This window comes from Acidobacteriota bacterium (assembly GCA_039683095.1).
Lineage (GTDB): Bacteria > Acidobacteriota > Aminicenantia > Aminicenantales > Saccharicenantaceae > RBG-16-66-30.
The window spans coordinates 25,039-37,553 of sequence record JBDKSB010000009.1; the positions used below are offsets into that span (position 1 = coordinate 25,039).

At 56.0% G+C, this 12,515-nt stretch carries 11 protein-coding genes; all 11 read right to left on the reverse strand.

The window, feature by feature from the left end; all coding sequences use genetic code 11:
* Positions 1-110: 110 nt before the first annotated feature.
* The 11 genes from ABFD52_06095 to ABFD52_06145 all read right to left on the reverse strand — a co-directional run bounded on the left by ABFD52_06095 (position 111) and on the right by ABFD52_06145 (position 12,515).
* A complete protein-coding gene (locus ABFD52_06095; GenBank protein ID MEN6560324.1) occupies positions 111-1,331 on the reverse strand; it encodes an ATP-grasp domain-containing protein in 1,221 nt (406 codons plus the stop codon).
* The gene (locus tag ABFD52_06100) at positions 1,321-2,172 is read right to left on the reverse strand and encodes a class I SAM-dependent methyltransferase (GenBank protein MEN6560325.1); all 852 of its coding nucleotides are present in this window, start codon (positions 2,170-2,172) and stop codon (positions 1,321-1,323) included. Before ABFD52_06100 ends, ABFD52_06095 begins: the two co-directional genes overlap by 11 nt.
* 70 nt (positions 2,173-2,242) lie before the next feature.
* Positions 2,243-3,382 carry a glycosyltransferase gene (locus ABFD52_06105; GenBank protein MEN6560326.1) on the reverse strand — a complete coding sequence of 380 codons (1,140 nt, stop codon included), beginning with the start codon at positions 3,380-3,382 and terminating at the stop codon, positions 2,243-2,245.
* A gap of 4 nt (positions 3,383-3,386) precedes the next feature.
* A complete protein-coding gene (locus ABFD52_06110) occupies positions 3,387-4,274 on the reverse strand; it encodes a glycosyltransferase family 2 protein (GenBank protein MEN6560327.1) in 888 nt (295 codons plus the stop codon).
* Between the two features lies 1 nt (position 4,275).
* Positions 4,276-5,349: a hypothetical protein gene (locus ABFD52_06115; GenBank protein MEN6560328.1), complete on the reverse strand. Its 1,074-nt coding sequence runs from the start codon at positions 5,347-5,349 to the stop codon at positions 4,276-4,278.
* Positions 5,346-6,653 (reverse strand): hypothetical protein, encoded by a 1,308-nt coding sequence (locus ABFD52_06120; GenBank protein ID MEN6560329.1) that lies wholly within the window; start codon positions 6,651-6,653, stop codon positions 5,346-5,348. Before ABFD52_06120 ends, ABFD52_06115 begins: the two co-directional genes overlap by 4 nt.
* Before the next feature lie 26 nt (positions 6,654-6,679).
* Positions 6,680-8,113 (reverse strand): polysaccharide deacetylase family protein, encoded by a 1,434-nt coding sequence (locus tag ABFD52_06125; protein MEN6560330.1) that lies wholly within the window; start codon positions 8,111-8,113, stop codon positions 6,680-6,682.
* A 2-nt stretch (positions 8,114-8,115) separates the two neighbouring features.
* The gene (locus ABFD52_06130) at positions 8,116-9,051 is read right to left on the reverse strand and encodes a GNAT family N-acetyltransferase (protein MEN6560331.1); all 936 of its coding nucleotides are present in this window, start codon (positions 9,049-9,051) and stop codon (positions 8,116-8,118) included.
* Between the two features lie 564 nt (positions 9,052-9,615).
* The gene (locus ABFD52_06135) at positions 9,616-10,929 is read right to left on the reverse strand and encodes an oligosaccharide flippase family protein (protein ID MEN6560332.1); all 1,314 of its coding nucleotides are present in this window, start codon (positions 10,927-10,929) and stop codon (positions 9,616-9,618) included.
* Positions 10,930-10,960: 31 nt separating this feature from the next.
* The gene (locus tag ABFD52_06140) at positions 10,961-11,551 is read right to left on the reverse strand and encodes an acyltransferase (protein MEN6560333.1); all 591 of its coding nucleotides are present in this window, start codon (positions 11,549-11,551) and stop codon (positions 10,961-10,963) included.
* Entirely contained in the window at positions 11,544-12,515 is a 972-nt protein-coding gene (locus ABFD52_06145) for a Gfo/Idh/MocA family oxidoreductase (GenBank protein ID MEN6560334.1), read from the reverse strand. Before ABFD52_06145 ends, ABFD52_06140 begins: the two co-directional genes overlap by 8 nt.

The window sequence follows — 12,515 nt, forward strand, 5'->3', positions numbered from 1 at the left end:
TATACAAAATCCCCCCGAAAAAGAACCGAGGGAACTTGACAGGCCTCCGGAACGGAGGACTTCGGGGAATTTAGGGAGGGACCCGCCGAGCGGCTGGAGGGCCGGCCTGCCTAGCCGACCATCCCCTCTTCGGCGGGATTCGAGGAGCGGGTCGATCGATAGCGGCGGAAGTAGTCGTACATCTCCATCACGAACGGCAGCGGGTCGCTCAGCCGGAAATCGTCCGTCGTGCCCTTGAACGGCGAGCGGACGATCTCCCCGAGCTCCCGGAGCTTCTCGCCGGCCGGGGCCTTCCGCTTGGCGAGGTTCAGGAGGCCGATGAGCTCGCCCAGGACCCAGCGGGCGTAGACGCCGTCACGGTACGTCGCCGGCGGGGCGGCGATCTTCCCGGTCAGCGCCAGCTCGTAAAGCATGTAGGGGAAATCGACCCCCGCCGCGATCGCGACGCTCAGGCCGCCCCAGAACCTGGGATTGATCTCGGTGATCTTGCCGACCCCGGTCTTCGGGTCCCTGATGAGATCGAAGTGAAGCACCCCGTGCCAGCCGAGCGCGTCAGCGACCTTCTTGCAGTTGGCCAAGCCTTCGGGATCATAGGCGCTGCGCCTGTAGACCGAGGTGCTGAACCGGTTGCCTTCCTTGCAGCGAAGATAGGTCTCGGCGCTGGCCGCCGCGAGCCGTCCGCGGTCATAGATCATGCAGACGCCGGAGACGTCCGAGCCTAGGAACTCCTGGACCATCGGCCACTTCTCCGCCGGGATCGAGAAGCGGTCGACGATCTCGGCGAACCTGGCCACGAGATCGTTCTCGTCCTTCACGAAGACGACGCCCTTGCCGGCGTTCCCCAGCCTGGTCTTGACGACCGCCGGGTACTCGAGCGCGCCGGCCCGGCTTCGCAGCTCGTCGAGCGATCCCGGGACGAAGCTGGCCGCGCAGGGCACGCCAAGCCGTTCACAGAGCTTCGTGACTTCCCATTTGTCGTTCGCCAGCCGGAGCGCCCCGACATCGGCATGGACAAATGCCAGGCCCTCGGGCAGCACGTCCTCGTGGGCCGCTAGCGCGATGACATCCTCGAGCACCGGGATGAGCACGCGGGCCCCGACGCGGCGGGCGACGTCCCCTACGGCCTGGGCGTAGGCCTCGGGCTCATCGAAGAAATTCGGCACGCGATGGAAGGACTTCGCCCATCGCGAAGCCCGGCACATGGCCCGCAGCGAGCGGTCGACGACGTGGACCGGGATGCCCCGCCGGCCGAGCGATTCGACGACATTGTAGGCGGTCCTCACCCAGCCGTTCGTGACGAGGACGGGCGCTTTCTCGGTTCTATCGGACAATCCGGTCTTCTCCAACGTTCTCTTTGACCAGGTAAACCCCGATCAGGCTCGAGATGTGCGCTTTCGCGAAAAGCCGGAACAAGAGCCGGTATTGAGGCCGGTTGTCCAGGGGGTAATAGACGCTATCCCCGGGATAGGGGAAGACCCGTCTGACGATTATCAGCCCCGTCCGGCAGCAGAGATCGGAGAGCGCCCGGAAGTTGTAGGCGCCGCGCCTCAAGGGAAGCTGAAGCTGGCCGTACGACCGGCGGTCCCGCAGGATCCTCAGCCCGGAGAACAGGCTTCCCTGGTTGGGAACGTCGATATACATTACGCCGCCCGGCGCGAGGAGCGAGGCCGCCTTGGCGACCAAGGCGGACGGGTCGGGGACCAGGTGGATGACCGCCTTGAGATGGACGAAGTCGTACTTCTCCGCGAGCTCCATTTCTTCGATGGCGCCGGCGACCGCGTTGAGCCCCTTTCCCCTGGCGAAATCGACGTTGACCCGATCGACATCCGTGCCGAGGTTCCGCAGGCCCAGCTCGGAAGCTGCCTTGAGATAGAGCCCGTTCCCGCAGCCGACGTCAAGGAAGGACGCCGGCCTGCGGCCCGCGAGCGCCTCGACGTCCTTGATCTTCCCGGCCAGCGATTCGGTGACGGGTGCGACGTAGCGGTCGTAATTCTCCGTGTATTCCTTCGTCCAGGGATAATCGTCGAAGGCTTGGCGGCTTTCGACATAAGGATGGATGAACTGGAAAGAACAGACCGGGCAAGCCAGGACCTTGTAGTTTTCGACGGTCCTGAGCAGCTTCTTCGGCCCTGTATGCTGGCAAACCGGACAGGCAATGTTGTCGATAATCATCTTGATCTTGATCGGCCTCCCGTATCTACAATCAGCAGAAGGATAGCATCGGCTTTAGCCAGTGCTTGGTCTATGCGCACGAAATCAACCCCGAATACAATTCTTCATGCAGGGCTATTATTCGATTGACATCGTAAATTGTCGAAGTCTCTCGCCCCCGAAGGCCAAGATCTTCCGCTTCTTTAGGATGGGAAAGAACCCATTCCATTCTGCTTTGAAGCGCGGCCGGGCATCGGGGCGGAACCAACAGCCCTCCCGCGGGCTCCAAGATATCGCGGATGCCCCGGATGTCGGTCCCAATGACGGGCACTCCCAGGCATAGCGATTCGATGACGCTTCGCGATAGGCCCTCCCGGATGGAGGGCATGATCGTTGCAACGGAACTGCGGATCAACACCGGTATATCGTTGCGGAGCCCCAGAAAGTGCACGCGGTCTTCCAGGCCCAACTCCCGCACCAGCTTCTTCATCTTTCTGGACCGATTTCCGATGCCGGCAAAAGCCAGATGGGCATCCCGGCGAACTCCGCGAAAAGCCCTTATAAGGTCTTGATGGCGTTTGCCCGGCATAAAATCTCCAATCATTAAGAAAAGAGGAGTGCCGTCGCCGATTCCCATATCTTTGCGAACTTTCGCGATCCCCTCGGGGCTGACTCTGTCTGGGCTGTAATAAGCACGGTCGACGCCTATTCCCGGCATATATGCCAGATGAGCGGACGGAACGATCTTCTTCTTCTCCGCGACCGTCTCATCATGACGATTGATGACGATCAGGCGATCGGTCCATCGCCCCGCCATTTTTTCCAGGCCAAGGAAAAACGCGTTGGAAAAGGGATTCCCCTCTGGATGCGAATGAAAGCCGTGGGCCGTATAGACAACCTTCGGCCTCCCCCCTCGCCTCAGACGTCTGAGGGCAAAGCGAACGGCAAACGCCGCCAGAGGCGTATGGACATGAACGATATCATAGGATTCCGAGGTCGCTAGAAAGCGAATCCGGCGGGCCGAAGAAATCAGATGCCCAAGATCCAGTGGATGCCTGGACCAGTTCAATTCAAAGACGCGCTCATAGGCTTCCCGGCATTCTGAGCTTTTAGATATCCCTGCGGCAGCCGCGTCAATCCTCCAACCCTTCTTGCGGAAATGGCGGGCCAGGGGGAGAAGAAATGATCGGTGCGTTCCCGCGATCGTGCTGACCATAAGGACGCGGGCCATCGGCCTAATCATCCCAGCCCGGGACGGGCGTGTTCAGCACGGCCTGGATATCGTGCTCCGCCATTTCCTTCTCGAGTGGATCGATGGGTGAATATTTCTGTTGCATCAAACGATCCGAAAGGCCGGTCAGTACGGCGCTTCGGAGGACGGCGGATTTAGCATAGGATCGAAGGATCAGGCGAGAATTCCGAATCCGGCCGACAAGCCGCGGCCCATATTTACGCAGGAGTTTCCTTTCGGACCTATAGCCTTGCAGACAAGATCTCGCTCGTTGCCTTCCCGTATACCGATAAAATAACAAGTTTTCGTTGAGGTCGTAAAAATTACTCTTATCAAAAGTCCGTATAAAGAGCTCCCTGTCTTCAGCCCGCGCGTATGTCGTCGCATACGGATTGTCAAGGAACCAGGTCCGTAACGCGATCAATGTCGGGTGGATGAATCCTCCTGTTTTGATTACGGAAAGAACATCCAGTCTCTTGCCCGAATCACTGTTCCGCCGGCTCTTGCCAATGACTACGTTCTCATCGTCGATCATCCAGGCCGCGGTGCCCACGGGACCGTAGGAGTTTGATTCCATGAATGTAAGCTGCCGCTCCAGTCGGCGCGGGTGCATGAGATCGTCCGCGTCCATTCTAGCCAGGTATGTCCCCTTGGCCAGATGGGATATCTGATTAAGCCTCGCAGGCAGCCCCTCCCTTCGCCCATCGACATGAACCGTGACCCGATCCGACCTGATCGATCTGGCGATCTCCGGCGATCCGTCCGTCGAACCGTCGTCCATAAGGATGAGATCCCAATCCCGGAGGGTTTGCGAAAAGACGGACCTGACCGCGTCTTTGAAGTGCCGGCCCGGATTCAGGAAGGGAATGCCGACCGTGACTAATGGACGCATCTTATCGATTCCCCAGAACGCACCTAAAAAATTCCACCCTTTCCCTTTCTTTCTCGTTGATATCTATCCGACGGACCCTTTCCCGGGGCACTCTCTTTCCCTTCCATCGCAGTACAAAATCACGGATCCTCGCAATATTCATCCCGATATTATCTTCCCGGTTTTCAAGCCGGAGAAGGAAGTCGGTTTCCTCCGGGAAATCCGTGTCCTGATAGCCAATGATCACCGGCAACCCGTAAGCGAGATATTCCCGCGTCTTGAGAGGGCAGGCCTCGTCCATGCTTTTCCGATGCAGGGCGAGCGTCGAGACGGCCACATCCGAGGCCGCTAAATAGGGCAAGTATTCGCTCTCGACCATGAGACCGTGAGGATAGACGTTGGGAAGATCATAGGGGCAGGATGATACATCCTGCCCAACAAGATGGAAGATCCAATTAGGAAATTCCTTTGCCAATTGGAATATCTTATCTATGCCATGCCATTTCATCCCCGGAGAACCAATAAAAAACAGGGTTGGCGGCGAGTCTTTCGGCGGAGCATTCAGAGTAGTGCGACCGCCTAGCGAGGCTCCGTTCGCAATGACCTTGATCGGCAATCGTCCGATATGCCTCCGCTTTTCCCTGGCTAATTCGTTGGTGACCAGAACGGCTCCGGAGCTGGCTCTCCAGAGCGAATCTTCCGTGACCCAGTTGTAGAGCCATTGCACTTTGGAATATCGCCAGAGCTCCTGACCGACCAGGGAATTGATCTCGATGACCAGGGGCCGCGCTCTCCCCAGCCGGCCGTGTGCGGCGTAATAATGATCTTGGCGCATATATACGATATCGGGCTGGTCCTTGATAATCTCGGCAACAAGATCCTGCATCTGTGTCAAGCGATCCCGCCAGGAGTCCTCCCGATAGACGCCGCAGAAAGAGTCCGTGGGCAGGGCTTCCTTGATTCCATTCAGACGGGTCAGGACATACAACCGGCCCTCTTCTCCATTTCTTATCCAGGCGGCATGTTGGTCCAAGACCTTCTTGAGGACGCCGGACTCCGGGCCGACATTAAGATGCGCCAGATAGGCTATTTTCATCGTTCTCGACTCTTGAAACTGATTGTGGGCAGCCGCGTAAGCAGGATGAGAATCAAAGGGACGATCAAACCTCCCCGTCCGATATATGTGGATAATCCATCGGAGATCAGGGTAACGAGCTGGACAGAAGAAAGAGCGAGAGCGAGATAGAACATTTTGCTAGAAACCGAATGATAGAGACGGTCCAGGAGGGTCAAGGATGTGATCAGTGCCAAAGAGACGACGATGACTCCAAGATATCCAGCGGCGCTCCAAGCCACGGCCAGGAACGACGCATTAGCCGAATATTCCGTGCCGGTTGCAGCCCTGGCGATGTCAACGACGCTGACAGCGCTCGTTGGCGAAATTCGCCCCCAGGGAATATTGAAGACCTGCGATATCCCCCTGAAGGGGTAACTATCCGGGAAGATCACGAAGAAATTCGTCTCGCTTGACGCGGGGACCAAGAAGGATCGGGAGAAAAAACCTTGTATGGCGTCAAGGAGATTCTGCCCGAAATTGACAATGTATAGGAATACCGCTCCCACCCCCCCGACCAATGAACCGACCAGGATCATACGCCTCAGGGGGTTCCTTTGCGTGCGGCCCCCGAATGACATAATGGACAGGAAAACATAAGTGAGAATCGACCAAAGCAGGGGCGCCTTCTGCCTTGTCTGAAAGGCGTACATCATGGAAAAGAGGCCAGCTAGGGCAAATAAAACTGCATTCACCCGCCTTTTTTTCAATGAAATGACGGCAGCGGCCATGGGAAATAGAACGTAAGCCGCAACCGAGGCCATATAACTTCCCTGCCCGAGTCCAGCTTCGAGATAGCCAAGGACCCTGTGGGTCACCGCATCCGAAGTGGAAAAAAAGCTCAGCCGTGTTTCTCTTAATAGGGTCCAACCGGGTCCGAAAACGTAGTACTTCAAGGACAGCAAAACCCCGGCGACAAAGGACATATAGCCCCAAAATTCGGGAGAGCGGACTAACCTGGCCTGTCTGACTCTTAAGGCCGGCCATGCCATTTCTATTCTAAGGCAGATCAAGGCCATGGCAAGAAATATCCAGTGACTGATACACTGCCGGAGATATAACTCCGGTGTAAGACTGCGTACGAGGGGCATGCTGTTCGGATTGCCGATATACGCCAAGTTCTCCAGTGGAAAGAAAGGTGCGATCGCAACGCCCAACCCAATAAAGACGACGATGACGATGACATGAGCGGCCAGCAGGGAAGTCAGGCCGGACTTCAGGCACTTGATGGCATAGAGCAAGACTGCTATGCAGATGAGCGCATGGGTAATCGCCAGCACGATCATGTAGGTTACCTACCGATTCTTTGCCCTTATTCCTTACAGAATTCCAGATCGGTTGGGCTCGAGAGATAGGCGGCATACTCTGACTTGTCTTTCCCGCTCAGGAGAGTCGAATTATGCCACAATAATACGAATTCGCCCTTCATGCGCGCGCAGGTTTGCTTAAGGTCACGAAAAACAAACTTGGCAAGATTCCGGTCTAGGCCAAGGCAGTCCGCGCTGCGCAAGGTTCGGTCCATTACGATCAGTGGCTTGACCGTGAGGGATAGTTCTTTTCGTAGGAAAACATCAAAGGCCCGATATTCTCGACAGGTTCCGGCCCGGAACCCAGGCATATCGGCAAAGCCCATGGTAGAATCGAACTCCAGCCCGGCTCTTTCTGACTCTCTCCAAAGAGTCGGCAGCGAACCTCGAAGAAAGTGTTGCCTGCCTCCTATCCGAGAGGAATCAAATCCGAGCGAGAAAAGTGCCTGTCTAAGATCATCCGTTTCTTCTTTCAGCCGACCGGGAGTTTCCAGAGAATGATAACTCCCATGGACGCCAACATTGTGACCACGCTTCAAGATACGTTGAAGTATCGTGCTAACCTCAGGCTGTTCGATCCTATAAACGCCTTCCAGGTTGTGTTCCGTGCCTCCTGTAATAAAGAAAAACGTGCTCTTCAGACCCTGGCTTTCGCTCATGTCCATTATAAAATCATAGGTATACGCTGGATCATCTTCAGGATTGTCCATCAGCCGGCTTTTCAGCCGAAAAAAGGAAAGACGCAAGTTGCGCCTCTTTACAATATCGCCTAAAGCGTTCCTGACGACTCGCCTGAGCGGCATGCCCCACGATACAAAAGGCCAATCAACATCATGCGTCGGAAAAACCTTGAACGAGTGATTTTTAAGGGGAATTCCCGGCCATAATGATTTGATCGACCTTCTCAATACCTCTTCATATTCATCTACCAGAGGTCTATGCAGGAGACCATGTCTGGCTGCCCAAGACTGCTTTCCGGGAAAACGTCCATGGGCGTCAAACGGGCCAGCCAGTTCCTCTATCCTGGAAAGAAATTGGAACACAGCGCCCGGCAGGTCGAATGGCAATATAATCCGATCTGCTTCTCTCGCCGTTTCCGAAAAATATTTAGAAAAATATATCAGGGGCAAAGCCCCTTCTCGGCAATGCCAGACAACGGGTTCACCCGGATCTGTGAACGGCTCATGGCGACCATGAACGCCCTCACCGTCCCCTATCTTTGGCTCAGGAATTACACTCCTGTGCTGATCCCAAAAAGGGAAAAAAATATCTGGGATGATGATCTCGTAATTTCCGGCTTCCGGCAAAGAAAGGCGCGTTTCTTTCGCCCCGTCTTTCACTGCCCAAGCGAAATCAACTCCCAGCCTTCTCTCCAGCAGTTCCCTCCATGCATAAAGCCTTTCTGGAAGGGCCGATGGAGGAAGATAAAGATGAAACACTCTTATTGCCTTCTCCACGGCATAAGCCAGGGCAGGTTCCGCCGCCCATATGAAAGCAGGCTCCTCCAGCCTGGGAGGCGGATCATGGGGTAGGCGCGTAGATCTCCTCCCCAGCATAGCTTGGACATGCTCACCGCCGGAAGATTGGCCCCGGCAAAGTCAAAGGCCGTAGCTCCGATGTGCGATAGGTCTTCAAGGACGAAATTGATGAGCCCTTGCGTAGCCCCTTCCTTCAAGGATTCCCGTTCAGTCGCCGCAACCCAATCAACGGCTCTCAGGCCCGGCGCCGCAAGAACAAAACGGAAGGATGATATCCTTCCTCGCGTCGTCGCCGTATATACCCTTAAAAGATCGGCGCCCATCAGATCCAGGGCTAAGCGGATTGCGGTCTCGTCAAGGCTAAAAGAGAACTTTTGCCGTTCTTCGGTATCATCCAACACGTCCACGATCTGTCGCGCTTCTCCTTTCCCGGCCCGTCCATAAATAACGCCCGCTCTTTCGGCTTTGTTAATCTGTTTCCGAACCTGATGATCGACATTCTCTCTTTGAAAAGGCAGAGGGATGTGAAATGTAAACCGCAGTGTGGTTTCGTATCCCAGCCATTGAAATTCCCGGACGTCCAAAGCCTCGGGGGGCAGGATCAGGCCGTAAGGAAGCCCACGCTTCCTCAGGTCTTTGGCGAATAAGGCCGAGACTTCCTGCCATTGCCTCGTAACCCGAAAGGGCTTGTCTGTTTCCGTTGCGGAAAAAAGGAGCGCTTGATGAGCCTGAAGAGGCGGCAATGACACCCGGCCCCTTTTATCCAGATAGAGAACGCTTTCCAGGCGAGGGGTCCCGCTGGTTGAAGGCGAATAGACTACCCTTTCAGCCTCAAAGCCCCATCGTCTTTTATTGTATTCAATCCAGCCATCATGGAAGAACGGATGCGGGATGTTCATGGATGTGCCTTTTCAAGGTCCCAAACGCCCCATGTCCATTTTTTAATTCTAGGGATGATCAGCTCTTTTGTGCGGATTATGCCGTTGGGGGCGAATCCGACCGAAAGGATGGCCCTCCGGGATGCGATATTGGCTGGCTCGGTGTCGATCATTATGCCGCTATTTCTTCCGGATTCCAGAGCATCTTGAATGAGCGCTTTCAGGCTTTCTTTATAAAGCCCTCGTCCCTGATATTCTTCCCGAGTTCGGCAATAATAGATCCAATGGTATGGAGATCGAAGCTTACTCGGGATCTGTTCTGGTCCAACCCGCGAGCCGGGCGGAGACATCCATGCATACGATATCCATCGTTCGTTATCGACCCGGACCACTCCTCTGCATCCCGCGCTCAGGAACCATCGGAATTTTATAATTCTTGCAGAGTCACCATGGAACCATCGACCGATGCTCTCGTGCGTCACGGCAATAAATCTTCCGGGAATCGTTGGATTCTCCTCCCGGGGGATTAGTTGCCCCTGCGGCCATACAAATACAAGGCTTTCCTTAGATCGGAAGAAGCGCAATTTACGCATTTTTGCTCTTCTTGATCGCATAAAATGCTATCAGGATATAAACCAAATATCCGGTCCCGCCCGCTATTCCTAAAACGGTCATGCCGCCGCGAGCCGATAGACCGAATATTTCCATCGTTAGGAAAGCCAAGATTATGAGTGCAATTCTTACGATCTCCCGCAACAAGAAGAGTCCCTGTTGTTCTAGGATGTCCAGCGTGCACCCAAACGGTAATGAAATAAATTGCGCCACGAATAACGGGGCAAGGCGTGGCAGATAGGAACCCGACTCTGCCCACTTCGATCCAAAGACAAATACGAATAGGGACGGGGCGATGAGGACAATAGGTGCCATAATCAGCAGGCCGATAAAAAGAAGCCTCAGGAATAATGAGCGTGAGAGCCGAGAAAAACTATCTGACGAGGATCTCACCAGTGGCGCCGCTTTGCCGAAATAAACTTGCGCAATCGACTGGCCGGCCAAATTGAGCGGCATTCCAATAGCCCGCTGGGTAATTGCGTACCAGCCTGCGACCTGCGGCCCATAAAAGGCCGCAAATAGAATCGCGGGCAGATTTACTGTAAATGAATTCAGCAATGCCGCAGGCGCGCCGACAAAAGGAAATCTCTTATATCTAAGCGCTATACGGCGCATTCTTTCAAAAGAGAGATTCTTGAGGAGGGTCCGATTCTGTTTAAGTAATTGCAGGCCGATGGTAGAAGACCCGGAGGCAAGCCCTATCACCTGGCCTATAAGAAGGCCAAGCGGTTTGATCTTAAGGATTCCGAGACCAACCTGCGTAAGGACAGAGCCAATTCCTTGATTGACTTTCGTTTTGGCAATCAGGCCGAAGGACTGCTTCCTGACGGCCCAACTTGCGAAAACTTGATAAGCTCCGATTAAACCCACGCCTATGGGCAGGATCCAAAGGTGAGGACGCAAGCCGGGAGCTTTTACCAAATCAGCGATCTGTCTCCCCAAAATTAAACATATTCCCCCGACTAACAAACTCGTAATGAAAACAATGCTGAGGGCAAGCCCGAGAATATTAACGGCGTCTGCTTCTTCCTCGGGCAACGGAATGACGATCTCGTATCTTAAGCTGGCGATTACAGTGAAGATGCTGAGAATTGAGCCATATACAGCCAGGATTCCCAGGTCCGCCGGGTCGTATAGACGGGTGATAATCGGCGATGCCAGGACAACGATACCTTGCCCGATGACGGTTCCGCTGGCAACGGTAATCACGTTCCTAAGAAATCCGCCTCCACTCGATAGAGGCAGGCCGAATTTGCACAAGCCCAACGCGATTTCTTTAGCTTTCATTTATGGCAGCCAGGCTTAAGCGCAGTGTAAGTTATTCAGCAATTTTGCGGATGCCGTCACCCTCAAGCCGATAATGAACCTTGGACTTTGAACAATATGCATGCCCGTCCCTATCAAATTCGAGCCGCTCCCCCGCCTCGCTGACCCAGCCGGCCTGCTTGGCGGGAACGCCGACGACCAGGGCGAAATCCGGCACATCCTTTGTGACGACGGAGCCGGCCCCGATCATGGCATGCCGGCCGATGGTGACGCCGCAGAGGATCGTACAGTTGGCCCCGAGCGAAGCGCCCTCCCGGACCAGCGTCTTCCGGTAGAACTTGGAGCCGACTTGTGGGTACTTGCAGCGGGGACTCTGGATGTTGGTGAAGACGGCGGACGGGCCGCAGAAGACGTAATCCTCGAGGGTCACGCCCTCGTAGACCGAAACGTTGTTCTGGATCTTGACGAAATCGCCGATGACGACGTTGTTCGAGACATTGACGTTCTGTCCCAGGACGCAATGCCGGCCGATCCGGGCGCCGCTCTGGATATGGCTGAAGTGCCAGATCTTCGTCCCCTCCCCGATCCGGACGTTCTCGTCGATGAACGAGCTTCCGTGGACGAAATAGGATGGGTCAGACATCCGCGCCTCCCTTCCGGAGAATGGCCCGCGCCTGGGGATGGATCTCCCCGACGGCCGGATCGGCCGCCCGGCCCCGGATCTCCTGGACGATCTCGATCGACCGCCGGCTGTCCTCGAGGCCGAAGCCGTTGCCCTTCAGGATCTCTTCGTAGCTTCGGGTATGGAGATCGACGAAGCCCTCGGTGAACTCGAGAGGCGCGCCGTCGACGGCGACGCACCGGTACGTCCGCTTCCCCTCGGCCCGGACCCGGTCGGGCAGATCCCCGTAATCCAGGGAGAGGAACCAGCGCACGTCGGCTTTCTCGAGCTCGAGGAAGCCGGCGGCCCGGTCGGGGGCCTTCAGATGGACCTGATTCTTTACGGCGGGACCGAAGATCCAGGTCAGCATGTCGAAGAAATGGACCCCGATGTTCGTTGCGATCCCGCCGGACTTGGCCTCGTCGCCTTTCCAGGAGAAAAAGTACCAGCGGCCGCGTCCGGTGATATACGTCAGGTCGATCTCGTGCCTGGTCCCGGCCTCTTCGAGCTCGACCTTTTTCTTGAGGGCCTGGATGGCCGGATGGAGCCGGAGCTGGAGGATGGTGAAGACCCGCTGGCCCGACTCCCGCTCGATCTCCTCGAGGGCATCGATGTTCCAGGGATTGAGGACGACCGGCTTCTCGCAGACGGCGGCGGCGCCGACCCGGAGAGCGAACCGGATGTGGGCGTCGTGGAGATAATTGGGAGAGGCGATGCTGACAAAATCGACCGCGTGATCATCCCGGCTTCGGCGGAGCTTCTCGATATGACGGTCGAAGCGCTCGAACTCGGTGAAGAAATCGGCCTCGGGAAAGTAGCTGTCGAGGATGCCCACGGAGTCCGACGGGTCCAGGGCCGCGACCAGGCGGTTCCCCGTGTCCTTGATGGCCCTCAGGTGACGGGGCGCGACATAGCCCGCGGCCCCGATCAAAGCGAAGTTCTTCAT

What these genes read in the sequence shown, in the direction of transcription:
- ABFD52_06100 (MEN6560325.1), bottom strand. Translation starts at nt 2,172, where the DNA reads ATGATTATCGACAACATTGCCTGTCCGGTTTGCCAGCATACAGGGCCG.
- ABFD52_06105 (MEN6560326.1), bottom strand. Translation starts at nt 3,382, where the DNA reads ATGGCCCGCGTCCTTATGGTCAGCACGATCGCGGGAACGCACCGATCA.
- ABFD52_06110 (MEN6560327.1), bottom strand. Translation starts at nt 4,274, where the DNA reads ATGCGTCCATTAGTCACGGTCGGCATTCCCTTCCTGAATCCGGGCCGG.
- ABFD52_06115 (MEN6560328.1), bottom strand. Translation starts at nt 5,349, where the DNA reads ATGAAAATAGCCTATCTGGCGCATCTTAATGTCGGCCCGGAGTCCGGC.
- ABFD52_06120 (MEN6560329.1), bottom strand. Translation starts at nt 6,653, where the DNA reads ATGATCGTGCTGGCGATTACCCATGCGCTCATCTGCATAGCAGTCTTG.
- ABFD52_06130 (MEN6560331.1), bottom strand. Translation starts at nt 9,051, where the DNA reads ATGAACATCCCGCATCCGTTCTTCCATGATGGCTGGATTGAATACAAT.
- ABFD52_06135 (MEN6560332.1), bottom strand. Translation starts at nt 10,929, where the DNA reads ATGAAAGCTAAAGAAATCGCGTTGGGCTTGTGCAAATTCGGCCTGCCT.
- ABFD52_06140 (MEN6560333.1), bottom strand. Translation starts at nt 11,551, where the DNA reads ATGTCTGACCCATCCTATTTCGTCCACGGAAGCTCGTTCATCGACGAG.
- ABFD52_06145 (MEN6560334.1), bottom strand. Translation starts at nt 12,515, where the DNA reads ATGAAGAACTTCGCTTTGATCGGGGCCGCGGGCTATGTCGCGCCCCGT.